The 24,125-nt window shown below is 63.5% G+C and carries 19 protein-coding genes; 12 read left to right on the top strand and 7 right to left on the bottom strand.

Going from position 1 to position 24,125, the window contains the following annotated elements; translation table 11 throughout:
• Positions 1–68: 68 nt before the first annotated feature.
• Positions 69–1,184 (top strand): energy transducer TonB, encoded by a 1,116-nt coding sequence (locus tag AC3A43_RS07595; RefSeq protein WP_487791902.1) that lies wholly within the window; start codon positions 69–71, stop codon positions 1,182–1,184.
• Positions 1,185–1,225: 41 nt separating this feature from the next.
• Here AC3A43_RS07595 and AC3A43_RS07590 read toward each other — a convergent pair whose 3' ends face one another.
• Complete coding sequence (locus AC3A43_RS07590) at positions 1,226–2,455, bottom strand: SPOR domain-containing protein (RefSeq protein WP_487791901.1); 1,230 nt, start codon at positions 2,453–2,455, stop codon at positions 1,226–1,228.
• Between the two features lie 255 nt (positions 2,456–2,710).
• Here AC3A43_RS07590 and AC3A43_RS07585 point away from each other — a divergent pair, with 255 nt between their 5' ends.
• The 5 genes from AC3A43_RS07585 to AC3A43_RS07565 all read left to right on the top strand — a co-directional run bounded on the left by AC3A43_RS07585 (position 2,711) and on the right by AC3A43_RS07565 (position 7,060).
• Positions 2,711–3,433, top strand: a complete 723-nt coding sequence (locus AC3A43_RS07585) for a ParA family protein (protein ID WP_037518907.1) — start codon at positions 2,711–2,713, stop codon at positions 3,431–3,433.
• A gap of 17 nt (positions 3,434–3,450) precedes the next feature.
• Positions 3,451–4,146, top strand: a complete 696-nt coding sequence (locus AC3A43_RS07580; protein ID WP_487791900.1) for a hypothetical protein — start codon at positions 3,451–3,453, stop codon at positions 4,144–4,146.
• A gap of 22 nt (positions 4,147–4,168) precedes the next feature.
• Positions 4,169–5,560: an SPOR domain-containing protein gene (locus AC3A43_RS07575; protein WP_487791899.1), complete on the top strand. Its 1,392-nt coding sequence runs from the start codon at positions 4,169–4,171 to the stop codon at positions 5,558–5,560.
• A 345-nt stretch (positions 5,561–5,905) separates the two neighbouring features.
• Positions 5,906–6,259: a hypothetical protein gene (locus AC3A43_RS07570; protein ID WP_487791898.1), complete on the top strand. Its 354-nt coding sequence runs from the start codon at positions 5,906–5,908 to the stop codon at positions 6,257–6,259.
• 132 nt (positions 6,260–6,391) lie between these two features.
• The gene (locus tag AC3A43_RS07565) at positions 6,392–7,060 is read left to right on the top strand and encodes a DUF4197 domain-containing protein (protein WP_487791897.1); all 669 of its coding nucleotides are present in this window, start codon (positions 6,392–6,394) and stop codon (positions 7,058–7,060) included.
• Positions 7,061–7,123: 63 nt separating this feature from the next.
• On the opposite strand, the gene AC3A43_RS07560 is transcribed toward AC3A43_RS07565, so the two are convergent.
• The gene (locus AC3A43_RS07560) at positions 7,124–7,624 is read right to left on the bottom strand and encodes a hypothetical protein (RefSeq protein WP_487791896.1); all 501 of its coding nucleotides are present in this window, start codon (positions 7,622–7,624) and stop codon (positions 7,124–7,126) included.
• A gap of 110 nt (positions 7,625–7,734) precedes the next feature.
• On the opposite strand from AC3A43_RS07560, the gene AC3A43_RS07555 reads away from it, so the two are divergent.
• The 4 genes from AC3A43_RS07555 (at position 7,735) to AC3A43_RS07540 (ending at position 17,439) form a co-directional block, all read left to right on the top strand.
• Entirely contained in the window at positions 7,735–7,863 is a 129-nt protein-coding gene (locus AC3A43_RS07555; protein ID WP_487791895.1) for a hypothetical protein, read from the top strand.
• A gap of 235 nt (positions 7,864–8,098) precedes the next feature.
• Positions 8,099–12,277: a DNA-directed RNA polymerase subunit beta gene (rpoB, locus tag AC3A43_RS07550; RefSeq protein ID WP_487791894.1), complete on the top strand. Its 4,179-nt coding sequence runs from the start codon at positions 8,099–8,101 to the stop codon at positions 12,275–12,277.
• Positions 12,278–12,332: 55 nt separating this feature from the next.
• The gene (gene rpoC / locus AC3A43_RS07545; RefSeq protein ID WP_487791893.1) at positions 12,333–16,616 is read left to right on the top strand and encodes a DNA-directed RNA polymerase subunit beta'; all 4,284 of its coding nucleotides are present in this window, start codon (positions 12,333–12,335) and stop codon (positions 16,614–16,616) included.
• A gap of 121 nt (positions 16,617–16,737) precedes the next feature.
• Positions 16,738–17,439: a TonB-dependent receptor gene (locus tag AC3A43_RS07540; protein ID WP_487791892.1), complete on the top strand. Its 702-nt coding sequence runs from the start codon at positions 16,738–16,740 to the stop codon at positions 17,437–17,439.
• 97 nt (positions 17,440–17,536) lie between these two features.
• Here the strand turns inward: AC3A43_RS07540 and AC3A43_RS07535 are convergent, their stop codons facing one another.
• Positions 17,537–17,716 carry a PspC domain-containing protein gene (locus AC3A43_RS07535; RefSeq protein WP_487791891.1) on the bottom strand — a complete coding sequence of 60 codons (180 nt, stop codon included), beginning with the start codon at positions 17,714–17,716 and terminating at the stop codon, positions 17,537–17,539.
• Between the two features lie 409 nt (positions 17,717–18,125).
• Here AC3A43_RS07535 and recF point away from each other — a divergent pair, with 409 nt between their 5' ends.
• Positions 18,126–19,235, top strand: coding sequence for a DNA replication/repair protein RecF (gene recF / locus AC3A43_RS07530; RefSeq protein ID WP_487791890.1), 1,110 nt, complete (start codon positions 18,126–18,128; stop codon positions 19,233–19,235).
• Here the strand turns inward: recF and arsC are convergent.
• The gene (gene arsC / locus AC3A43_RS07525) at positions 19,232–19,576 is read right to left on the bottom strand and encodes an arsenate reductase (glutaredoxin) (RefSeq protein WP_487791889.1); all 345 of its coding nucleotides are present in this window, start codon (positions 19,574–19,576) and stop codon (positions 19,232–19,234) included. The genes recF and arsC overlap by 4 nt on opposite strands.
• 226 nt (positions 19,577–19,802) lie before the next feature.
• Between arsC and AC3A43_RS07520 the strand changes: the two genes are divergently transcribed.
• Positions 19,803–20,492 carry a murein L,D-transpeptidase catalytic domain family protein gene (locus AC3A43_RS07520; protein ID WP_487791888.1) on the top strand — a complete coding sequence of 230 codons (690 nt, stop codon included), beginning with the start codon at positions 19,803–19,805 and terminating at the stop codon, positions 20,490–20,492.
• Between the two features lie 207 nt (positions 20,493–20,699).
• On the opposite strand, the gene AC3A43_RS07515 is transcribed toward AC3A43_RS07520, so the two are convergent.
• The 3 genes from AC3A43_RS07515 to accB form a co-directional block, all read right to left on the bottom strand.
• Complete coding sequence (locus tag AC3A43_RS07515) at positions 20,700–22,055, bottom strand: L,D-transpeptidase family protein (protein ID WP_487791887.1); 1,356 nt, start codon at positions 22,053–22,055, stop codon at positions 20,700–20,702.
• 162 nt (positions 22,056–22,217) lie between these two features.
• Complete coding sequence (gene accC, locus AC3A43_RS07510) at positions 22,218–23,579, bottom strand: acetyl-CoA carboxylase biotin carboxylase subunit (RefSeq protein WP_487791886.1); 1,362 nt, start codon at positions 23,577–23,579, stop codon at positions 22,218–22,220.
• 7 nt (positions 23,580–23,586) lie between these two features.
• Complete coding sequence (accB, locus tag AC3A43_RS07505) at positions 23,587–24,057, bottom strand: acetyl-CoA carboxylase biotin carboxyl carrier protein (protein WP_487791885.1); 471 nt, start codon at positions 24,055–24,057, stop codon at positions 23,587–23,589.
• Positions 24,058–24,125: the final 68 nt, after the last annotated feature.

Raw genomic sequence — 24,125 nt, 5'->3', positions numbered from 1 at the left:
CAAGCTTGTAAGCTGCCGCGATCGCGCTAGGTTTGGTCCCGGATCAAGCGCGGTTGAGGATGTTGCATATGCTGAAATCGGGCGTTTTCTTTGGCCTGCTGGCAATGACGATGGATATCTCGATGCCCCCGCCGCGATTTGGACCCGACGGAGGGCCGCCGACGCGTATGCTGCTCGGCTGGATGCCTGGCGATGTGCAGTGCGGTGGGATGCCCGTGGCGCATGTGGCGCTGCGGCGCCCGTTGAGCGAGCTGAGCTGGGGCATGACGATCACCGCGCCGTCGATTTCCTACAAGTTCGAAATCGATGCCTCGGGACGCCCGCTCTCGATCGCGCGTGACAGCGAGGGATCTACGGGCTTTTCCAGCGACGTCGCGCCTGCGCTCGCCGCGAGCCGTTTCCCCGACGGTGCGCTCCAGAATTGCCGGATCACCTATGTCGCGCAAATCAGCGCGCTCGACCAAGCGCCGGTCGCCGATCTGGTGTCCTACTCGATCACGCCGACGTCCGGCCCGCTGCCGAAGGAGGGGTGGGAACGGATCAAAAGTGAGGGAGATTGCACAACCGCGCCTTTTCCGCAGCCGCTGCTGCGCGCCTTTCCCGATTTCGACAAGCTGCCGGGCACACCGGGGGTGAAGGACTGGTCGCTCGTCGGCTACGACACCGACGGCACCGGCGCGCCCGTCGGGACGAAGACAGTGTTCGGCACTGGCAACAAAGCACTCGATGACGCAGCAAGGAAGGCGGTCGGCAATTCGCGCTTTACCGGCGGTGCGCGGAAGGGGTGCCGCTACCCCTATTGGAAAGCGCCCGGGACATTGGCCTCGCCGCCGGCCCCCGCCGAACAGGATTTTCGTCCCGTGGGCAGCAATTGCCAAGCCAAATCGCGTTGGAAACGGCCGCTGGCAACGCGGTTCCCCGAACCTTGGCGGCGCCGCTCGATCGAAGGCTGGGCGATCATAACCTATGACATCGCGCCGTGGGGCGGCATCGGCAATGCGAAGGTCGTCGCGGCGCAGCCCTCGGCCGACTTCGGTCAGGCGGCATTGACGATCATCCAGAACGCGAGCGCCGAGCCGTCACCGCAGGGCGCGACGGGGTGCGTCGAAACGGTTCGGTTCGCGATGGGACGCCGCACCGGTCCGGCGATGGCAGAAGAGCAGGGCGGAGTAGAGATTTTCTGAATTCGGACGCGTTTATCCGAATGCCTCTTTGCGTGGCTTAACTATTTATCGACCACCAGGCAGGTCTGGCCGCCTTTGCGCACCGACGCGCAGAAGCTTTCGGCCTCGCCCTTGTTCGCGAAGCCACCGGCCTGCAGGCGGGTGAGCTTGCCGGTCTTGACCAGATAGGGCGTTCGGCCGGCGAAAGCGGGATTCTTCTTTTCGAGCGCAGCCCAGAGGTTGCGCGCGTTTGCCTCGACCCCGAATGCGCCGAACTGCGCGCGCCAGGGGCTTGCGGTGCCATTGTGGACGCGGACGGGCGCGGGCGTGGCTGCTGCGGCTGCAACGGGCGCCGCCTTGACCGGCGCGGGCGTGGGTTCGGCGGGCTTTGCCGGCGCGGGCTTCGGCGGGAGCTTGCCGCTCTCGGGCGGCGGCGCATAGGTCGTGCCCGGCTGGCCCGTCGCGGCCACGGCGTCGGCGGTCGCTTCGGCAGCGGCGGCTGCCGCTGCGCTCGCGACGGGTGAGGATGGCACGGCGACGCTGCGGATCGGTTCGGGCGAAGGCTTCGGCGCCGGAGGTGTGCCGATCGCCGGTGGCGGTGTGTAGCTGGTGCCGGGGACCGACGCGGGCAGGCTGGCCACCTTCACCGGCGATGCGGGCGCGGCTTTGGGGGAGGGCGGCGCGGCGGCGTTGACCGCGGCAAGACGCGCCTGCTGTTCGCCCTTTTCGATTTCGGGGAGCATCGCGAGACCGCGCTGGCGCTGATCGAGCGGGATCAGGCTGTCGAGCTGCGCGAGGCGTGCCGAAGCGATGCCGAGCCCGGCGTCGCTCGCGCGCTTGGTCAGCGCATAGGCGCGCGGCCAGTCCTGCGCCGCGAGGTCGCCGTTGAAGTGCGCGGTGCCCAGAACATATTGCGCGCGCGGTTCGCCGCGTGCGGCCGAAGCGAGGATGAAGGGCATCGCATCGGCGCGGCGATTCGCGGTGAAGAGCACGAGGCCGAGGTTGTCCTCGGCCTGCAAATGCCCCTGTTTTGCGGCGCGGCGATACCAGGCCTCGGCCTGCACCAGATCGGCGGGAACACCGCGGCCCAGCTTGTACGCCTGGCCGAGGTTGAACTGTGCGTCGGCGTCGCCGGCGATCGCGAGCGGGCGCCATTCGGCGACTGCGCCCTGATAATTGCCCGCCTGCCAGGCATCGACGCCGTCCTTGACGTCAGCAGTGGCCGGCGCCGCCAGCATCGATGCCGCGATCAGCGGCAGAGCCAGCGAAACGGCGGTGCGGAATGAACGCATCTTATTCTCCAATGACTTGCGCCGCATGAAGCGGCTGCAGTCCCCGGGTTCCTTATAGCGCGCAATGGCTAACACTGCGTTAGCGACATGCACCCGCTGCCGAAGCTGATCCGTTATGGCACAAGTTTTTGTTGAGGAGTCGTTTACCATATTCGCGAGGAAGTCGTTCACCCTCTTTTTATCATCGTTAACTCAATTTTAGCGCCCCGCATGGCATTCCTTCGCCGATTATTGGATTTCCGAGGGGGTACAGCAGTGCGCGTATTGGCATTGGCTTCACAGAAGGGCGGGTCGGGAAAGACGACGCTGTCCGGGCATCTTGCGGTGCAAGCGCAGCTAGCGGGCGCCGGCCCGGTCGTTCTGATCGACATCGATCCGCAAGGCTCGCTCGCAGACTGGTGGAACGAGCGCGAGACCGATCTTCCGGCTTTTGCTCAGACGACCGTCGCGCGGCTTGCCTCCGACCTCGAAATCCTGCGCCAACAAGGCTTCAAACTGGCGGTGATCGACACGCCGCCGGCGATCACGATGGCGATCCAGAGCGTGATTTCGGTCGCCGAACTGATCGTCGTTCCGACCCGGCCGAGCCCGCACGATCTGCGCGCCGTCGGCGCCACCGTCGACCTGTGCGAACGCGCCGGCAAGCCGCTGGTGTTCGTCGTCAACGGCGCCACGCCCAAGGCCAAGATCACCAGCGAAGCCGCGGTTGCGCTGTCGCAGCACGGCACCGTCGCCCCGATCACCCTGCATCACCGCACCGACTATGCGGCGTCGATGATCGACGGCCGCACCGTGATGGAGGTCGATCCCAACGGGCGCTCCGCCGATGAAATCCGCCAGCTGTGGACGTATATGAACGACCGTCTCGAAAAGAATTTCCGCCGGACCGTATTTGCCGCGCCGTTGCCGACACAGGGCAATTATGGCGCGGTTCGCCCGATGGGTGGTGGCTTCGGCCGCCGCATCGCTGGCCAGTGACGGGGAGTTCGGGAACCATGGGCGAACCAAAACCCCTCGCATCGCTGAGCGCCGGACTGCTTGCCCGCAAGGGCGGAGCGCGTCCCGCCATGCGCCGCCAGCCGCTCGGTAGCGGCCCCGCACCCATGAACGCCGGCGGTTATGACGACCTCGGCTGGAACGACATGGGTTATGATGTCGATCCCGACCAGTCGGGCGAACCCGCGCGGATGCTCGACCTCAAGCCTTTGCTCACCGGATCGGTGCTGGCGCACAATGTCGAGGCCGAACAGGCGGTCGACGAGAGCGTCGGGCACGAGCTGATGCCGCAACCGACGGATGAATTCACCGGCGAAGTGACCGGATTGACCGACGATTATGGTGCCGACCAGTTCGAAGCCGAAGCGCCCGAAGTTCCCGAAATCGTTCGCCAGCAGGAATCGCTGATCGAGCGCGTCGCCGCGGTGGCCCGCAAGGTCGAAGCGCGTCCCGTGCCTGCGCCGAAGAAGGAAAAGGCGCCGCGCGCACTGCGCGCTCGCGAAAAGGCGGCGTTCACGCTGCGCCTCGACGCCGAACGCCATCTGCGCCTGCGCCTGGCGAGCGCGGTGACGAACCGGTCGTCGCAGGTCATCCTGACCGATCTGCTCGACGAATATCTGTCCACGCTGCCCGAAATCGACGCGATGGCGAGCCGCCTGCCGGCTGCTCGCCCGCCGCGTCGCGTGCAGCGCTGAACGAAGAACAGGGGACTCAGACATGAACCGCAAGATGCTGATGAAACTGGCCGTATCGGGCTTTGTCCTCGGTGCAGCCACGGGTTGCAGCGGGATGGGCAAGATGGCCGACGCACCGTCGCGTGCCGCCGGCAAGCCCGCGATCGCTGCCAAATCGGCCAGCGACGCGCGCGTCGCGCTCGAAGCCGGCAAGGTCAGCAAGGCCGTCAGCCTCGCCGAAACGGCGGTGGCGGGCAGCCCGCGCGATGGCAGCTATCGTGCGTTGCTGGGTCAGGCCTATCTGAACGACGGCCGCTTCGCATCGGCGACGGCGGCGCTGACCGAGGCCATGGAACTTGGCGCAACCGACAGCAATACGATCCTTTCGCTGACGCTGGCGCAGATCGCGCAGGGCAAGAATGCCGATGCGGTCGCGCTGCTGACCCAGCATCGCGAGACGGTGCCGGCATCGGATCTGGGCCTGGCGCTGGCGCTGGCGGGTGACAGCGAAGGCGCGATCTATGTGCTGAGCGAAGCGGCGCGGGCGCCCGATGCGGGTGCGCGCACGCGGCAGAATCTGGCGCTCGCCTTTGCCCTGTCGGGCCGCTGGGTGCAGGCCCGCGTTCTCGCTTCGCAGGATCTGTCGATCGCCAAGCTCGAGGCGCGGATGGCCGAATGGTCGAAGCTGGCCGAACAGCCGAATTCGCAAATCCGCGTCGCAAGCCTGATCGGCACCAAGGCGCAGCAGGATGCCGGCATGCCGGTACGGCTCGCGCTCAGCAATTTCAGCGATACGCAGATGGCTGCGGGCGCGCCCGCCGTCGAGCTGGCGAGCGCCGATCCGGCGCCGGTTGCCACCTATGCACCGCCGCCGCCGGTTCTTGCCGACGCGGGCAGCGCCATTCGCAGCGTCGAACTGCCCATGCCCGAGCGCACCGCCGACGGTGTCGTTCCGGTGACCGAATTGCCGCAGCCGAAGGCCGCCGGCGACGTGATCCTTGCCGATGCCGCGCCATATCGCGCCGCGCCGCGCGTCGAGGGCGAAGGGCGTATTCGCCCCGCGCAGAAGCAGGCGATCGAGCTTGCGACGGTGCTGATTCCCAAGGCGATGGGCTTTGACGCAAAGAAGCCGAACGGCTGGGCGGTTCAGCTCGGCGCCTATGACAGTCTGGGCATCGCCAAGGAAAAATGGGGCAGCCTGAAAAAGCGCAATGGCGCGCTGGCGAATTTCCCGGCGTCGAGCCACGCCGCGACGGTGAACGGCCGCACCTTCTATCGCCTGACGGTCAACGGCCTTGCAACGCGCGCCGACGCGACGAGCCTTTGCAACGAGTTGAAGGCGCACGGCCAGACCTGTTTCATCCGCGCGATGGGGGGCAGCGAAGCGATCCAGTGGGCATCGAAAGCCGGCCCGATGCGGCTCGCGTCGCGCTAAGACAAGATTATCGCGAGATAGGGGGAGGGGCGTGGTCGCAAGACCGCGCCTCTCTGTTTTTGGTGGCGGGTAGCGACCGAGAGTTGCCCTTGATCCTCCCTGTGGCGAAGCCATGGGGAGGTGGCAGCGCGAAGCGCTGACGGAGGGGCGATGGAGCCGACGTTGCCGCCCCTCCACCATCCGCTTCGCGGACGGTCCCCCTCCCCATCGCTGCGCGACAGGGAGGATAAAAAGTCCGCTTCCCACCCCATTTCGGCCGTGCGCGGTCTATCTGGAAGGAATGACCGGAAACGACCGATTGCGGTCCTTCATTGAAGTTCGCCACGCCCTCGCTATCAAGAGCGAGTGAACATCGACTGGAACCCGGTAATCCATGTTTTGGATGAGCTAAGCGATGGAACCCATTCGTTCCTCGAACTGAGCTACATGGCCCCCAACTATGAACGTGACCCCTTCTTGGAAAGCCTGCTGTTCCTCTCGGATCGCGGGTTAGTCAAAATGTCGATCGGGCGAGAAGGTCACCTGCCGGTTCCGCAAGAGGAATCGTCAAATTTATTGCGCAAGGCGTTCGGCGTTGATGCTCCTGATCCCACCATCATGGTGAACACCTCGATCGACCTGACCCACAAAGGTGAACAGATTTTGCGACTTCTCAATGTCGGGCACCCGCCACTGAGCGTCGCCGGGAACGGCAGCTAACCACCCCAAAGCCGACATTCGCGCGCACGTAACGGGCGCCATTCACCAACCCTGTCCCGCCTCATCGCGCTTTGGTGGCGGCAAGTTTGCTGATAGGGTTCGGCAGCGAGCATTGGCAGCGGAAGGCACATCATGGATACCGAAGAGGCAAGGGCGACACGGCGGATGTTGCTGGCGGGGATGGCCGGGATGTTCGCACTGGCCGGCGCGCCATGGGCTTTTGCCAAACTGCCCAAGAGCGGCGTGAAGGGGCTGATCGGCAATGCCTCCGACGGCGCGCTCGACAAACTCGCGCAGCCGGGGGCCTTTTACGCCGATACCGCGGTGCGCATATTGTTGCCGGGCGCGAACGGGAAGCTCGCTTCGAAATTGTTCGGCATGGGCGACAGGCTGGGGCTCACGACCAATCTGACCAAAAGCCTGAACGATGCCGGCGGCAAGGCGGCGGGCGAGGCCAAGCCAGTGTTTCGCGCCGCGATCGACAATCTGCGCTGGAGCGATGCACCGGCGCTGGTGACGAAGAATGATGGCGCGACGCGCTATCTTCAGACGAGCGCAGGGAGCGTGCTGTTCACCAAGGTATCGCCGCTGATCGGTTCGGCGCTCGAAAATTTCGGCGCCTATCGCCAGCTCGACCAGCTGTCGAAGGGCAATCAGCTGATGGCGTCGGCCGGATTGACGCGCGACGGGCTGACGCGGTCGGTGACCGAACAGGCGCTGAAAGGCATTTTTCATTATATGGCGGGCGAGGAGGCGGCGCTTCGCCGGAACCCGGCCAATCTGCTGAAGGGTGTTTTCTAGCGCGCAGCGCGCATGAAAAAGGGCGCGGGAAAAACCGCGCCCTTATCCATTCATCATTACAGTTTATTCGGCCGCTTCTTCCGCTACGGCGTCCGCCGGGGCGGTTGCTTCCGTTTGCGCGGCTGATGCTGGCGAAGCTTGTGCGACGGCCGCGGCGAATTGTTCGGCGGTGAAGCTCGTCGCGAGGCCGTGAGCTCCAACGAAAAACGCGTTGCGCGGCAGCTTCACGTCGCCAGTCGGAGTGGTCAGGACGACACCATCGGCCTCCGCCAGTTTCACCTTGCCGACGACTGTTGCGCCCTTTGCGCTCTTCACGTCGGTGCCGGGGACCAGTGCTGCCGCAAGCTTGGCGTCCGCGCCAGCCGTAGCCTGATCGACCGCAGCAACGACGACTGCCTTGGTCGCGCCGATCGTCGGACCTTTCTCCAGCATGCCAAAGCTATTAGCTGGGAGCGTGACCTGCTTGCCCTCACCAAGATCGACGACGACATTTGCGCCATCGATGCTCGTGACGGTGCCGAGTTCAGCGCCGGTGGAATCAAAGACTTTGGCGCCTGCGGTCAATCCTGCGGATGCGGGCGCAGCCGAGGCTGTTGGCGCGGCAGCAGGGGTTTCCTGGGCGATCGCCGGAACGGCGATGGCGGCTGCGCCGAGAGAAAGGCTGGTGAAAAGGCGTGCAAATTTCCGCATTAAATCTGATCTCCTATACGAGCGTTGGTATGGAACGGTCGGGTTTCGAACGCACCGGAGCCGATAAGGGCTATGCCGCAATGACGAACCGTGCGCAGGGCGCGGTGAATTGATGCGGCATCCCGAAACGTGCCGGTCCGCATTGACACCCAGGGCCCTAAATCCTATATCGCCGTCTCACCCCATCGTCCGAGATAGAGCCTGACTTTGCGCAGCGGGCTGTACGGATAGGTCGGCGGGGATTTCGACAGGCGTGGAAAGCTGCGGTAAACCGGCAACGGTTGCCTGCGGCTTTTTTCGCGTCGGAGCGCTCGCGATTTTGATTTTTGACAGGCGAGACAATCACTTATGGCGACCAAGGCGAAGTCGGTGGGCAAAGCCCTCGAAGCAACCGCGACCAAGCGAATCCGCAAGCTGTTCGGTAACATCCACGAAGCCGTGGAAATGCCCAACCTCATCGAGGTTCAGCGCGAATCCTATGAACAGTTCCTGCGGTCCGACCCCTCTGTCGGTTACGTCTCGGGCCTCGAGAAGACGCTGCGCAGCGTGTTCCCGATCCGCGATTTCGCCGGCACCGCCGAGCTCGACTTCGTTCATTACGAACTTGAATCGCCCAAATATGACGTCGACGAATGCCGCCAGCGCGGCATCACCTATGCGGCGCCGATGAAGGTCACGCTGCGTCTGATCGTCTTTGAAGTCGACAGCGAAACCGACACGCGTTCGGTGCTCGATATCAAGGAGCAGGACGTTTACATGGGCGACATGCCCCTGATGACGGGCAACGGTACCTTCTTCGTCAACGGTACCGAGCGCGTCATCGTGTCGCAGATGCACCGTTCGCCGGGTGTGCTGTTCGACCATGACCGCGGCAAGACCCACTCGTCGGGCAAGTTCCTGTTCGCTGCTCGCGTCATTCCGTATCGCGGTTCGTGGCTCGACTTCGAATTCGACGCCAAGGACATCGTCAACGTCCGTATCGACCGCAAGCGCAAGCTGCCGGTGACCAGCCTGCTGTACGCGCTGGGCATGACGGGCGAGGAAATCCTCAACCACTTCTATGACCGCCTGATCTTCGAGCGCGCCGAAAACGGCTGGCGCGTGCCCTTCATGGTCGAAAACTGGCGCGGTTCGAAGCCCGCGTTCGACGTCGTGGACGCCAAGACCGGCGAAGTCGTCTTTGCCGCCGGCCACAAGATCAGCCCGCGCCTTGCCAACAAGGCCGCGAAGGATGGTCTCGACACGCTGCTGATCCCGACCGAGGAAATCTTCGGCCGTTACAGCGCCTATGACCTGATCAACGAGTCGACCGGCGAGATCTACATCGAAGCCGGCGACGAAGTGAGCGCCGAGAATCTCGAGAAGATCGACGCCGCGGGCATCGACAAGCTCGTCCTGCTCGACATCGACCACAACAACACCGGCCCGTGGATCCGCAACACGCTGAAGGCCGACAAGGCCGAGGATCGCGATCAGGCGCTGTCGGACATCTACCGCGTCATGCGCCCCGGCGAACCGCCGACGCGCGAAACCGCGGAAGCTTTGTTCGGCGGGCTGTTCTTTGACCCCGAGCGTTACGACCTGTCGGCCGTGGGCCGCGTCAAGCTCAACATGCGCCTGGGCCTCGACGCCGAGGACACGGTCACCACGCTGCGCAGCGACGACATCCTCGCCGTCGTCAAGGAGCTGGTGAACCTGAAGGACGGCAAGGGCGAGATCGACGATATCGACAACCTCGGCAACCGTCGTGTCCGCTCGGTCGGCGAACTGCTCGAAAACCAGTATCGCGTCGGCCTGCTCCGCATGGAGCGCGCGGTGAAGGAGCGCATGAGTTCGGTCGACGTGTCGACCGTCATGCCGAACGACCTGATCAACGCAAAGCCGGCCGTCGCCGCGGTTCGCGAATTCTTCGGCTCGTCGCAGCTTTCGCAGTTCATGGATCAGACCAACCCGCTGTCCGAAGTGACGCACAAGCGCCGCGTTTCGGCGCTCGGGCCGGGCGGTCTGACGCGCGAACGCGCAGGCTTCGAAGTCCGCGACGTTCACCCGACGCACTATGGCCGTATCTGTCCGATCGAAACGCCGGAAGGCCCGAACATCGGTCTGATTAACTCGCTCGCGACCTTTGCGCGCGTCAACAAGTACGGCTTTATCGAAACCCCGTACCGCAAGATCATCGACGGCAAGGTGACGACCGACGTCGTCTACCTCTCGGCGATGGAAGAGCAGAAGCACACCGTTGCGCAGGCGAACGCCGATCTCAACGACGATGGCAGCTTTATCGACGAGCTGATCTCGGCGCGTGAAGCCGGCGAGTTCCTGATGGCCCCGCGCGATCAGATCACGCTGATGGACGTGTCGCCGAAGCAGCTTGTTTCGGTCGCGGCATCGCTGATCCCGTTCCTCGAAAACGATGACGCCAACCGCGCGCTCATGGGTTCGAACATGCAGCGTCAGGCTGTGCCGCTGCTGCGGGCAGAGGCTCCGGTCGTCGGCACCGGCATGGAAGAAACCGTTGCGCGTGACTCCGGTGCTGCCATCGCGGCGCGCCGCGGCGGCGTGATCGACCAGGTCGATGCGACGCGTATCGTTATCCGTGCGACCGATATGGTCGAACCCGGCAAGTCGGGCGTCGACATCTATCGCCTCCAGAAGTTCCAGCGTTCGAACCAGAACACCTGCATCAACCAGCGTCCGCTGGTGAAGGTGGGCGAAGTGGTCCGCACCGGCGATATCATCGCCGACGGCCCGTCGACCGAACTGGGCGAACTGGCGCTCGGCAAGAATGTGCTCGTCGCGTTCATGCCGTGGAACGGCTATAACTATGAGGATAGTATCCTCATCAGCGAACGCATCGTGAAGGACGACGTCTTCACCTCGATCCACATCGAGGAATTCGAAGTCACCGCGCGCGACACGCGCCTGGGGCCAGAGGACATCACGCGCGACATCCCGAACGTCGGCGAGGAAGCGCTTCGCAACCTCGACGAAGCGGGCATCGTCTATATCGGCGCCGAAGTCGGCCCGGGCGACATTCTGGCCGGCAAGATCACCCCCAAGGGTGAATCGCCGATGACGCCGGAAGAAAAGCTGCTGCGCGCGATCTTCGGTGAAAAGGCGAGCGACGTGCGCGACACCTCGCTTCGCCTGCCGCCGGGCGTTTCGGGCACGGTCGTCGAAGTCCGCGTCTTCAACCGTCATGGTATCGACAAGGACGAACGTGCGATCGCGATCGAACGCGAAGAAATCGAGCGTCTGAAGCAGGATGCCGACGACGAGCGCGCGATCCTCAACCGTGCGACCTTCTCCAGCCTCAAGGATATCCTGATCGGTCAGGCGACCAGCGCGGTTCCGAAGGGCCTGAAGAAGGGCGACGTCGTTACCGAAGAGATGCTGACCGAACTCGATCGTGCCGATTGGTGGAAGCTGGCGGTTGTCGAAGACAACAGCCAGACCGCTCTCGAAGCGATCAAGGCGCAGTATGACGACGCGATCAAGCGCATCAACGCGAAATATGAAGATCGCGTCGAAAAGCTGCAGCGCGGCGACGAACTCGCCCCGGGCGTGCTCAAGATGGTCAAGGTCTTCGTTGCGGTGAAGCGCAAGCTGCAGCCGGGCGACAAAATGGCCGGCCGTCACGGCAATAAGGGCGTCATCTCGCGCATGCTGCCGGTCGAGGACATGCCGTTCCTCGAAGACGGCACGCATGTCGACATCGTGCTGAACCCGCTGGGCGTGCCGTCGCGCATGAACGTCGGGCAGATCCTTGAAACCCACCTTGGTTGGGCTTCGCGCGGTCTGGGTCGTCAGGTGACGACGGCGCTCGACGAGTGGCGCGATGCCAATCCCGACGCGGTCGGCGGGCAGATGCCCGAAGCCGTGCGTGACGCCCTCGAGCATGTCTATGGCGCCGAATATGCCGACGACATCAAGGGACGCGATGCCGAAAGCATCATCGAACTGGCCGACAACCTGCGCGTTGGCGTTCCGTTCGCGACCCCGGTGTTCGATGGCGCGAAGGAAGCCGACGTCACGAACATGCTGACCCTCGCGGGTCTGCATGAATCGGGTCAGTCGGACCTGTACGACGGCCGCACGGGCGATCGTTTCGACCGTAAGGTGACCGTGGGCTACATCTATATGTTGAAGCTCCATCACCTGGTCGACGACAAGATCCACGCGCGTTCGATCGGGCCGTACTCGCTTGTTACCCAGCAGCCGCTGGGCGGTAAGGCGCAGTTCGGTGGCCAGCGCTTCGGTGAAATGGAAGTGTGGGCGCTGCAGGCTTATGGCGCGGCGTACACGCTTCAGGAAATGCTGACCGTGAAGTCCGATGACGTGATCGGCCGCACCAAGGTTTACGAAGCGATCGTCAAGGGCGACGACACCTTCGAGGCCGGCATTCCCGAAAGCTTCAACGTGCTCGTCAAGGAAATGCGCTCGCTGGGCCTCAATGTCGAACTGTCTTCCTATGCAGAAGAAGACCCCGACAATCTCCCGGATGCCCTTCCCGAAGCCGCCGAATAAGATCTTATCCTCACCCCCTTCGCTTAGCGCGAGGGGGGAAGAGTGGAGCTAGAATATGAACCAGCTTACCAACTTCATGAACCCGGTCGCGAAGCCCGAAACTTTCGACATGATCAAGATCGGCATCGCGAGCCCCGAGCGTATTCGTTCGTGGTCGTTCGGCGAGATCAAGAAGCCCGAAACCATCAACTACCGCACGTTCAAGCCCGAGCGTGACGGCCTGTTCTGCGCGCGCATCTTTGGTCCGATCAAGGATTATGAATGCCTGTGCGGCAAGTATAAGCGCATGAAATACAAGGGCATCGTCTGCGAAAAATGCGGTGTCGAAGTCACGGTGACCAAGGTCCGCCGCGAGCGCATGGGCCATATCGAGCTCGCCGCGCCGGTTGCGCACATCTGGTTCCTGAAGTCGCTGCCGTCGCGCATCGGCCTGCTGCTCGACATGCAGCTGAAGCAGCTTGAGCGCGTCCTCTATTTCGAAGCCTATATCGTTCTTGAGCCCGGCCTGACGCCGCTCGAGAAGTTCCAGCTTCTGACCGAAGACGAACTGCTCGACGCGCAGGACGAATATGGCGAGGACGCTTTTTCGGCCGGCATCGGCGCCGAAGCGATCCGCGTGCTCCTCGAGAATCTCGATCTCGAGCAGGAACGTGCCGATCTGATGGAAGATCTGGCGACGACCAAGTCGGAGCTGAAGCCCAAGAAGATCATCAAGCGCCTCAAGGTCGTGGAATCGTTCATCGATTCCGGCAACCGCCCCGAATGGATGATCCTCGAAGTCGTCCCCGTGATCCCGCCCGAACTGCGCCCTCTGGTGCCGCTCGACGGCGGCCGTTTCGCGACGTCGGATCTCAACGATCTCTATCGCCGCGTGATCAACCGTAACAACCGTTTGAAGCGCCTGATGGAACTGCGTGCGCCGGACATCATCGTCCGCAACGAAAAGCGCATGCTGCAGGAAGCCGTCGACGCCTTGTTCGATAACGGCCGTCGCGGCCGCACGATCACGGGCGCCAACAAGCGTCCGCTGAAGTCGCTGTCCGACATGCTCAAGGGCAAGCAGGGCCGCTTCCGTCAGAACCTGCTCGGCAAGCGCGTCGACTATTCGGGCCGTTCGGTCATCGTGACCGGTCCCGAACTCAAGCTCCACCAGTGCGGCCTGCCGAAGAAGATGGCGCTCGAACTGTTCAAGCCGTTCATCTATGCGCGCCTCGACGCCAAGGGTCTGTCGATGACCCTGAAACAGGCGAAGAAGTGGGTCGAAAAGGAACGCAAGGAAGTCTGGGACATCCTCGACGAAGTCATTCGCGAGCACCCGGTCATGCTGAACCGCGCTCCGACGCTTCACCGTCTGGGCATCCAGGCGTTCGAGCCCGTGCTGATCGAAGGCAAGGCGATCCAGCTTCACCCGCTGGTCTGCTCGGCATTCAACGCCGATTTCGACGGCGATCAGATGGCCGTGCACGTTCCGCTGAGCCTCGAGGCGCAGCTGGAATGCCGCGTCCTGATGATGTCGACGAACAATATCCTGAGCCCCGCGAACGGCAAGCCGATCATCGTTCCGTCGCAGGACATGGTGCTGGGTCTCTATTATCTGTCGATGGAACGCCCCGGCGAGCCGGGCGAAGGCATGTTGCTGGCCGATATGGCCGAAGTGCACCAGGCCTTGTTCATCGGTGCGGTCACGCTGCACACCAAGGTGACGAGCCGCATTCCGCAGACCGATGAGAAGGGCAATGAATATTTTCAGCGCTTCGAAACGACCCCCGGTCGTATGCTGATTGCCGAATGCCTGCCCAAATCGCACACCGTTCCCTTCGACGTCGTCAACCGCCTGTTGACGAAGAAGGAAATCGGCGACGTGATCGATCAGGTCTATCGTCACACCGGCCAGAAAGAGACCGTGCTGTTTGCCGATGCCATCATGGCGCTGGGCTTCCGCCACGCGTTCATGGCGGGCATTTCCTTCGGCAAGGATGACATGATCATCCCCGATTCGAAGGAAGGTATGGTCAACGATACCCGCGCGCTCGTGAAGGATTTCGAGCAGCAGTATCAGGACGGCCTGATCACGCAGCAGGAAAAGTACAACAAGGCCATCGACGCCTGGTCGCAGTGCGGCGACAAGGTCGCAAACGCGATGATGGACGAAATTCGGGCCGAGCCGAAGGATCCGAAAACGGGTCGTCTCGCCCCGATCAACTCGATCTATATGATGGCCCACTCGGGTGCTCGTGGTTCGCAGGCGCAGATGAAGCAGCTTGCCGGCATGCGCGGCCTGATGGCCAAGCCGTCGGGCGAGATCATCGAAACGCCGATCATCTCGAACTTCAAGGAAGGCCTCACCGTTCTCGAGTATTTCAACTCGACCCACGGTGCGCGTAAGGGCCTGGCCGATACGGCGCTCAAGACGGCAAACTCGGGTTATCTGACCCGCCGTCTGGTCGACGTGTCGCAGGACTGCGTCGTGATCGAGGAAGATTGCGGCACCGAACGCGGCATGGAAATGCGTGCGATCATCCAGGGCGGTTCGACGATCGCCTCGCTGGGTGAGCGTATCCTCGGCCGTACGACGCTCGAAGATGTGGTCGACAAGGACGGCAACATCATCGCGCCCGTCGGCACTTTGCTCGACGAACCGACGACGCAGCGGATCGAAGATGCCGAAGTCCAGTCGGTCAAGATCCGTTCGCCGCTGGTTTGCGAAGCGGTGCTGGGTGTTTGCGGCAAATGCTATGGCCGCGACCTTGCTCGCGGTACCCCGGTGAACATCGGTGAAGCTGTCGGCGTTATCGCTGCGCAGTCGATCGGTGAGCCGGGCACGCAGCTGACGATGCGTACGTTCCACATCGGTGGTGCGGCGCAGGTCAACGAGCAGTCGAACGCCGAAGCGATTTCGGACGGCACGATCGAATATCGCGAAATGCACACCATCGTCGATCAGCGTGGCCGCCGTCTGGCGCTCGCGCGTTCGGGTGAAATCGCGATCATCGACAGCGAAGGCCGCGAACGCGCGTCGCACAAGCTGCCTTATGGTGCGCAGATCCTGCACAAGGATGGCGAGAAGGTGAAGAAGGGCGAGCGGATTGCCGAATGGGATCCGTTCACCATGCCGCTCATCACCGAAAAGCAGGGCATCGTGAAGTATCAGGATCTGGAAGACACCAAGACCCTGATCGAACAGGTCGACGAAGCGACGGGCATCGCCCAGCGCGTCGTGATCGAATATCGCTCGGCGGGCCGCGCCAAGAAGGAAGACCTTCAGCCGCGCCTGACCTTGCTCGACGATCAGTCGGGTGAAGCGGCACGCTATCTGCTTGCAGTCGGCACGATGCTTTCGGTCGAGGACGGTCAGACGGTCCAGGCGGGTGACGTTCTGGCCCGTGTCAGCCGCGAAGCGTCGAAGACGCGCGACATCACCGGCGGTCTGCCGCGTGTTGCCGAGCTGTTCGAAGCGCGCATTCCGAAGGACAACAGCGTTATCGCGAAGATCAGCGGCCGCATTGAATTCGTCAAGGATTACAAGGCGAAGCGCAAGATCGCGATCGTTCCGGAAGAAGGCGATACGGTCGAGTATCTGATCCCCAAGTCGAAGGTATTGGAAGTGCAGGAAGGCGACCAGGTCAAGCGCGGCGACGCGCTGATCAGCGGTTCGCCGAACCCGCACGACATTCTCGACGTCATGGGCGTCGAGGCGCTGGCCGAATATCTCGTCGCGGAAATCCAGGAAGTTTACCGTCTGCAGGGCGTGAAGATCAACGATAAGCATATCGAAGTGATCGTTCGCCAAATGCTGCAGAAGGTCGAGATCACCGAAGGCGGCGACACGACGTTGCTGCCGGGCGAACAGCTCGATTATCTGGAGATGATGGAATATAACGCCAAGCTGCCGAAGAATGGCAAGCACGCCGAAGGCCGCCCGGTTCTGCTGGGCATCACCAAGGCGAGCCTGCAGACGCGCAGCTTCGTTTCGGCGGCGTCCTTCCAGGAGACGACCCGCGTTCTCACCGAGGCTTCGGTGCAGGGCAAGATCGACTCGCTGCAGGGCCTCAAGGAAAATGTCATCGTCGGCCGCCTCATCCCGGCGGGTACCGGCGCTGCCATGAACCGCGTTCGCGTTACCGCGTCGAGCAAGGATGCCGCGCTGCGTGCCTCCATGCGCGCCGCGAACCAGGCGCATCTGATCGCGCCGCAGAGCGCAGCCGAAGAGCATGCCGCCGAACTGGCGCAAGGCCCCGAAGCCGCACTGGGTGACGATCCGCTGGGCGCTGTCGAAGGCGAAACGCACGGCAGCGATGCCGATGCCGGCGATTACCTGATCAAGGGCGACGAGGCGTAAGCCTATTCTCGCTCTCGGGTGACAGCCTGAAAAAGATAAGCCCCGCCGGAGCGATCCGGCGGGGCTTTTTCTTTGGCGCCAAACTGTTAGCTTCCTCGCTTCAACGGGAGGGAGACGGGCGATGCGAGTCTATCTGATCGGCGCAGCGCTGTTGGCGGTCGCGCTGCCGGCACAAGCGCAAGACAACAGCAATATCGTGGGCGAAGTGGTGGTCACGGGGCAACGTGCCTCGGCCGATTATCTTTCGGACGAACAGACCGTTGTCGGACTGCGGCGTCCCGCCGACAGCGCGATCCAGCCGGTAAAGTTCACCTCGGACTCGCGCGACGAGGCGGTCCGCAAGCGCGAGATCCACGCGATGATCGAAGCCGCGATCCGCCGCGCCGAGGCTGCGGGGGTCGAACTCGTCACCGGCGAGTTCGAACTGACGAAGGTGACCGCCGCCAATTTCCGCGACCTCGTTTTTTCGGGCGGCGGCCGTCCCGACACCAGCGAAATATCGGTGTTCGTGAAAGCGAAGCTCGCCGGATCAGTCGGTAGCGCACAATCGCGGATCGACAATTTTATCAAGGCGGTGCCCGCCGAGGGTCGCGCGTTGATGGAGCGGCGCGGCGGTATCACCCTGACGATCATCAACCCCGATCAATATCGCCCGGAGATTGTGAAGCTGGTTGCGGCCGAGGCGCTCAAGACGGCGGGTGCTTTCGGGGCGGACTATGGCGTCGAGGTGCAGGGGCTAAACGAGCAGTTGATCTGGGCGCAGGCGAGCGCGACCGAGGTATTCCTGTACATCCCCTATCGCTTCTCCGTGCGGCCGAAATAGAAAAGGGCCCACCGGGGGTGGCCGGTGAGCCCTTGGTCCTGGGATATGCGGGCCGGTGCGATTGCGCTTTGAAAGCGTCCGGCCCTTATGCTCTGTCCTAGGGCGCGAGGATCGCGACGGCGAGGTACAGCAGCAGAGGCAGGCCGAAGCCCAAAAGCGTCAGGGCAACAAAGCCGACGCGCGTCCACAAGACGTCGATGCCGAACTGGTCCGACATTCCGGCGCACACGCCGAAAATCACACCATCGCGACGATTCTTGCGAAAACCCTGTTTCATTTCTTTCCTTTCCATCCCGGCCGCCTGGCCGGCGTTATTAAGCGCCGCGGCTGGTCAGGCGACCAGGCCGTGCGAACCGACGGCAGCGAGGAACATCATCGAGCAGTAAAGCGAAGCAACTGCGGCGATCGCGTAGCTCTTGAACGAGTCGACATTGAAATGGGCCATGATATTTTCCTTCCTTGAACCTTCCATCCGGACTGTCCGGTGGATGCCAACAGTATTGCAGGGACCGTGCCAATTTCATTCATTGGCGGTTAACCGGGGTTTTTGGGTTGGCGACATATTATTTCAGCGCGAAAAATGCGCTGCGATGGTGAAAATCACCGATAGTCGGAAAAATTTCAATGCAACCTTCGGCGGCGCCGGGCTGGAATCGCACGGTGCACTGAGGTAGGCGCAAAGCCAGATGACGCTGACCCGCCTTTCGTTGACCGATTTTCGCAATCACGCCGGCGCGGACATGGCGGCCGCCCCGGGGCTCGTCGCGCTGCACGGGGATAATGGCGCGGGCAAGACCAACATATTGGAAGCGATCTCGCTGCTCGCGCCCGGCCGCGGGCTGCGCCGCGCCGCGCTGTCCGACATGGTGCGCGACGGAGCGAGCGGGGGGTTCGCGGTCTTTGCCGAGGTTCAGGCGGGCGCGGATCTGGCGCCGGTAGCGCTGGGGACCGGGATCGAGGCCGCGCAGCCCGGGCGGCGGATCGTGCGTGTCAATGGCGCGGCGGCGGCTGCGACCGCGCTCGGCGAGTGGTTGGCGGTGCTGTGGCTGACCCCCGCGATGGACCGGCTGTTCGTCGAGACCGCCGGCAACCGGCGACGCTTTCTCGACCGGCTCGTTCTCGCGCTTGATCCGCGGCATGCGCAGCACAGCAATCGCTACGAGGCGGCGCTCCGCGCGCGCGGGAAATTGCTGGCCGATCCGGGGCAGGTCGACCAGCAATGGCTTACAAGCCTTGAGGCGCAGCTTGCCGAACATGGCGCGGCGATGGATGCCGCGCGGCAGCGGATGTTGGCCGGCCTGTCCGCCGAACTCGCGGGGCAGCCCGACGCGCCCTTTGCGCGCCCGATACTGACACTGATCGACAGCGATGGGCAGCCGCGTCAGGCGCCGCATGACGTCGAAGCGTTGAAAACGCTGTTTGCATCGCGCCGCCGGATCGATGCCGCGGCGGGCCGGGCCACCGCAGGACCGCACCGCGACGATCTCTCGGCCATCCACGCGGCGACGGGGCGCGCCGCCGCGCGCTGTTCGACCGGCGAGCAAAAGGCGATGCTGCTCTCGCTCGTCCTCGCGCATAGCGATAGCGTCGCGCGCGCGCGCGGACAGCGCCCGGTTCTGCTGCTTGACGAGGTTGCGGCGCATCTGGATCCGCTGCGCCGCGGTGCACTCTATGAGCGACTGGCGGGGCAGGGCGGGCAGGCGTGGCTGACGGGGACCGAAGCGGCGCTGTTCGACGAGATGCCGGGACCGGTCACGCGCTTTCGCATCGCCGGTGGGCGGATCGCAGCGGGTTAGAGGATTTCGCGCACCAAATCCTGCGGGCGGCACAGACGGACGCCCTTGTCGGTTTCGACGATCGGGCGTTCGACATAGGCCGGGTTAGCGGCCATCGCGGCGAGGATTTCGTCATCGCTCGCGTCCTTCAGGCCCCGCTCTTCGGCGTCGGTGCCGCGCAGGCGCAACGCGTCGCGAGCGGTCAGGCCGGCATCCTTGAACAGCTGGCGCAGCTTGTCCGCGCTGTACGGGTTTTTCAGATATTCGATGACGGTCAGCTCGACGCCGGGGGTTTCCTGAAGGATCGCCAGCGTCTTGCGCGAGGTGCCGCAAGCGGGGTTGTGCCAGATGGTCGCGTTCATAGCGCCCGCCCTAACGCAGCCTTACAGCAGCGTAAACTCGCTATTCATAGCATATATGGCACATCCTCCCGCATGAAGGGGAACCACCTGCTTGCCTTTCGCGGCCGAAACACGACTTATGCAAAGTCGACGGACCGTCACAGGCGGCCAATGCGGGGTTGTGTTGCAAGTGAATGAATTAATCGATCGCAGGGCGTTACTCGCCGCGATGGCAGGAGCGGGGGCCATGGCCGCCGTGCCCGCCCGCGCGCAGCTGCCCAACTGGATTCAGCAGCCGGTGGCGCCTTTGCCGCCGCCGGTGGATTATCTGGCCGTCGCGAGGAAACAGCTGGCGATGCAGGGACGCAATATCCCGCAGAGCGACCGCGTCGGCGTCGTCGATTTCGGCCTGCCGTCTTCGCGCCCGCGCTTCGCACTGGTCGACATGATCGCAGGCAAGGTCGACATGTTCCCGGTGACGCATGGCCGCGGGTCCGATCCGCAGCATGACGGTTGGCTCAAGAATTTCTCGAACCGGGTGGGATCGCTCGCGACGTCGCGAGGCGCGTATCGCACCAGCGATTATTATTGGGGCGCCAACGGATCGTCGATGCGGCTCGCGGGGCTGGAGCCCGACAATTATTCGGCCGATTCGCGTGCGATCGTCGTTCATGGCGCCTGGTATGCCGATCCGGCGCTGATCGCGACGCAGGGCAAGCTGGGGCGCAGCGAAGGCTGCTTCGTCTTTGGCGAAGAGCTGCTGCCGATGATCCTCTACAAGCTCGGCCCGGGACGGCTGCTGTTCGCAGATCGGCTCAGCCTGCCGCCGCCGATGCCCAAGCCGTTCGAACTGCCGCCGGCCGATCCGCTGCCGGGGATGGAGAATCTGCGGCGCGCGAGTTCGTTCAGCGGGCCGTTGCCGAAGACGGCGGATTAATCGCGACGCCCGCTTTGGGGTGGGAAGCGGACCTTTTCATCCTCCCGGTCGCGCAGCGATGGGGAGGGGGACCGTCCGAGAAGCGGATGGTGGAGGGGCGGCAACGTCGGCTCCATCGCCCCTCCGTCAGCGCTTCGCGCTGCCACCTCCCCATGGCTTCGCCACAGGGAGGATCAACGGCAACTCTTGGTCGAAACCGGATATTTCTCAATAAATCCCGCTCGTCCCCGGCGTTGTCGCGCGCGCGGTGGTGACCGTTGGCACGACTTCGGGCGGCTTGGGTGCGATGATCGTTGCGGTCGGGCGGCCGGGCTTGGCGAAGCTCGCCACGACGGGCGCGTCGCGGCCGTAGATGTCGGCGAGTTTCTTCACGCTGCCCTTGCCATCGGGAATGACGGTCCAATAAGCGACATAGACGGGGAAGGGCTGGTCGAAGCCGAAGCGCGTGGTTTCGCCGCTAGCGATTGCCTCGCCAAACTCTTCGGGGCTTTTGCCCGCGAACATCACTGCCATCAGGCCGGAGAAATGCAGTGCGCGCTCGGTGCGGATACAGCCGTGGCTGAAGGCGCGCGCAGCGGCAGCGAACGCGCCCTTCGATGGCGTGTCGTGCAAATAGATCGCATGCTCGTTGAGCATTTCCATTTTCATCACGCCGAGCGCGTTGTTCGGTCCGGCCTTTTGTACCACCGACAGCGTCTTGCCCTTGCCCGTCCAGGTATAACCCTGCGCGCGCGCTGATGCCGGGTTGTTGGCGATGGTTGCGCCAATGCCTTCATTGATGATGCTGCGTGGCAGCGTCCAGGTCGGGTTGACGATGATGCCGGTTGCCATCGGATTGAGTTGCGGCGTCGCGGTCGTCGCCTTGCCTACCACGGCCTTGTGGGTCGCGATGATCGTGCCGCCGTGGACGACGCGGGTCAGATATTCGGGTACGTTGCTGACCACATAGCGTTCGCCGAGCGCGCGCGGCATCCAGCGCCAGCGTTCCATATTGACGCGGATCGCGTTGGCGTCGGCGGGCGTCTTCGCTTTCTTGAGCGACGTTTTGAGCGCCGCAAAGTCGGGATGCACAGGGTCGAGCGTCGCGAGCGTTTCTGTCACCGTGCCGGCGCCGAGCGCGGCGGTGAGTAGCGAGAGCAAGGGTTCGCTGTCGCCGTCGCTGTCGACCATGAACCATTGTTTGCGCGCTGCATTGGGCGTGCGGCCGTCGCGCAGGTGCGTGGCGAGCAACAGGAAGCTGTCGGTCGCAGCCTTGTCGAGTTTCGCCTGATCACCGCCAAGGATCGCGGCGGCGAGGCCGTCGGGGTTATAGTCCTTTGCGAACAGGCCTTCGTCGCCGACCTTTTCGATGAAGCTCAGGAGCGCGGTCGCATTCTCTTCCGACCAACTCGGCATGTCGATCTGGACCGCGACGACAGGCGCGTCGTCCTTCACCTTGTCGGGCTGGAGGATCACCGAATCTTCCTTGACCCCCGGCTGCGCGAAAGCGGGCGCCGCGAGCAGGCTCAGCGGAAGAAGAAGCGCCGCAACGGGACGCGCCGAAAAGGGGGAGTTTTTGACCATGGTTAAAGCCCATAGCCAAAAAGCATCCACAGTGAAAGTGAGGTGGCGCACAGTTCGGCGCATCTCCAATAAATAGGGACAGTCCCCCTTTAACCAGAGGCAGCGCTTTGGATCAGAGCGACCGAAGCGATTAAATAGGGACTATCCCTATTTATTGGATTGTCAGGCCTTGGCCTCTTCATCCTGCCGCGCCAGCCATTCTTCGAGCCATTTGATCGTGTAATCGCCGTGAATGACATCGGGATCGGCGAGCAGCGCCTGATGCAGCGGAATATTCGTCTTCACCCCGCCGATCACCATTTCCTCGAGCGCGCGGCGCATCCGCATCATGCAGCTTTCGCGCGTGCGGCCGTAAACGATCAGCTTGCCGATCATGCTGTCGTAATAGGGCGGGATCGAATAGCCGGCGTAAAGCCCGCTATCGACGCGCACATGCATGCCGCCCGCGGCGTGATAATTGGTGACCTTGCCCGGCGAGGGCATGAAGGTGCGCGGGTCCTCGGCGTTGATGCGGCATTCCATCGCATGACCGCGAAATTCCAGATCTTCCTGCTTCACCGACAGGTCGCGGCCGCCGGCGATACGAATCTGTTCGCGGACGAGGTCGAAACCGGTGATCATTTCGGTCACCGGATGTTCGACCTGGATGCGCGTGTTCATCTCGATGAAGAAGAACTCGCCATTTTCCCACAGAAACTCGATCGTGCCGGCGCCGCGATATTGCATTGCCGCCATCGCGTCGGCGCACACCTTGCCCATACGCGCTCGCTCGTCGGCCGAGATGATCGGCGAGGGGGCTTCTTCGAGCACTTTCTGGTGGCGGCGCTGAAGCGAACAGTCGCGCTCGCCAAGGTGGATCGCCGTACCCCGGCCGTCGCCAAACACCTGAAATTCGATGTGGCGCGGATTGCCGAGATATTTTTCCATATAAACGGTCGGATCGCCGAACGCCGCCGCCGCTTCGCTCGAAGCCTGACCCATCAGACTTTCGAGGCTGTCGGCATCGGGAACGACCTTCATCCCGCGTCCGCCGCCGCCCGATGCCGCCTTGATCAGCACCGGATAGCCGATGCCCTCGGCAATCCTGCGCGCCTCGTCGCCATAGGTGACCGCGCCGGGCGAACCCGGAACGACCGGCAGGCCGAGCGCGACCGCGGTGCGCTTTGCCTCGACCTTGTCGCCCATGGTGCGGATATGCTCGGGCTTCGGCCCGACGAAGATCATGTCATGCGCTTCGATGATCTCGGCGAAACGCTCGTTTTCGGACAGGAAGCCATAGCCCGGATGGATCGCGTCGGCGCCGGTGATTTCGGCTGCCGAGATGATCGCGGGGATGTTGAGATAGCTGTCCTTCGCCGCCGGCGGGCCGATGCACACGGCCTCGTCGGCCAAGCGGACGTGCATCGCGTCGGTGTCGGCGGTCGAATGCACCGCGACGGTCTTGATGCCCATTTCGTGGCACGCGCGGTGGATGCGCAGCGCGATCTCGCCGCGGTTGGCGATCAGGAGTTTTTCGATAGCCATGCGAAGCTCAGGCGATGGTGAACAGCGGCTGGTCGAATTCGACCGGCTGGCTGTTTTCGACATGCACGCCCTTCAGCGTGCCCGCGGCAGGCGCGACGATCGGGTTCATGACCTTCATCGCCTCGATGATCAGGATCGTGTCGCCGGCCTTCACCGCCGAACCGATGGCGGCGAAATTCGGCGCGCCGGGTTCGGGCGAAAGATAGACCGTGCCGACCATCGGTGACTTCACGGCGTCGGCGAAGCTGTCGGCGGCGGGAGCTGCGGCAGCTGCCGGCGCGGCCGCAGCCGGTGCCGCAACGGGCGCGGGCGCATAGGCGACGGGCGCTGTGGCGGCGGTCAGCTGGCGCGCGACGCGGATCTTGCGTTCGCCGTCTTCGACCTCGATTTCGGACAATCCGGTGTCGTCGAGCAGCTCGGCGAGCGCGCGCACATAGGCCGGATCGATGTTGATGCCATTGTCTTTATGGTCACCCATGAGAATTTTCCTGTTGCTGCGGCGTCTATTAAAAGGACGCTCGGACCCCGTTTTTGATGCGCCCTATT

It is taken from the genome of Sphingopyxis sp. Soil_C_28 (assembly GCF_057657055.1).
The sequence above is the reverse complement of the archived record's forward strand: the minus strand, read 5'-3'. Positions and strand labels throughout refer to the sequence as shown.

Excerpts from the sequence above, each read along its gene's own strand:
- AC3A43_RS07595 (WP_487791902.1), top strand. The coding sequence starts at position 69 with ATGCTGAAATCGGGCGTTTTCTTTGGCCTGCTGGCAATGACGATGGAT.
- AC3A43_RS07590 (WP_487791901.1), bottom strand. The coding sequence starts at position 2,455 with ATGCGTTCATTCCGCACCGCCGTTTCGCTGGCTCTGCCGCTGATCGCG.
- AC3A43_RS07580 (WP_487791900.1), top strand. The coding sequence starts at position 3,451 with ATGGGCGAACCAAAACCCCTCGCATCGCTGAGCGCCGGACTGCTTGCC.
- AC3A43_RS07575 (WP_487791899.1), top strand. The coding sequence starts at position 4,169 with ATGAACCGCAAGATGCTGATGAAACTGGCCGTATCGGGCTTTGTCCTC.
- AC3A43_RS07565 (WP_487791897.1), top strand. The coding sequence starts at position 6,392 with ATGGATACCGAAGAGGCAAGGGCGACACGGCGGATGTTGCTGGCGGGG.
- rpoB (WP_487791894.1), top strand. The coding sequence starts at position 8,099 with ATGGCGACCAAGGCGAAGTCGGTGGGCAAAGCCCTCGAAGCAACCGCG.
- rpoC (WP_487791893.1), top strand. The coding sequence starts at position 12,333 with ATGAACCAGCTTACCAACTTCATGAACCCGGTCGCGAAGCCCGAAACT.
- AC3A43_RS07540 (WP_487791892.1), top strand. The coding sequence starts at position 16,738 with ATGCGAGTCTATCTGATCGGCGCAGCGCTGTTGGCGGTCGCGCTGCCG.
- AC3A43_RS07535 (WP_487791891.1), bottom strand. The coding sequence starts at position 17,716 with ATGAAACAGGGTTTTCGCAAGAATCGTCGCGATGGTGTGATTTTCGGC.
- recF (WP_487791890.1), top strand. The coding sequence starts at position 18,126 with ATGACGCTGACCCGCCTTTCGTTGACCGATTTTCGCAATCACGCCGGC.
- arsC (WP_487791889.1), bottom strand. The coding sequence starts at position 19,576 with ATGAACGCGACCATCTGGCACAACCCCGCTTGCGGCACCTCGCGCAAG.
- AC3A43_RS07520 (WP_487791888.1), top strand. The coding sequence starts at position 19,803 with ATGGCCGCCGTGCCCGCCCGCGCGCAGCTGCCCAACTGGATTCAGCAG.
- AC3A43_RS07515 (WP_487791887.1), bottom strand. The coding sequence starts at position 22,055 with ATGGTCAAAAACTCCCCCTTTTCGGCGCGTCCCGTTGCGGCGCTTCTT.
- accC (WP_487791886.1), bottom strand. The coding sequence starts at position 23,579 with ATGGCTATCGAAAAACTCCTGATCGCCAACCGCGGCGAGATCGCGCTG.
- accB (WP_487791885.1), bottom strand. The coding sequence starts at position 24,057 with ATGGGTGACCATAAAGACAATGGCATCAACATCGATCCGGCCTATGTG.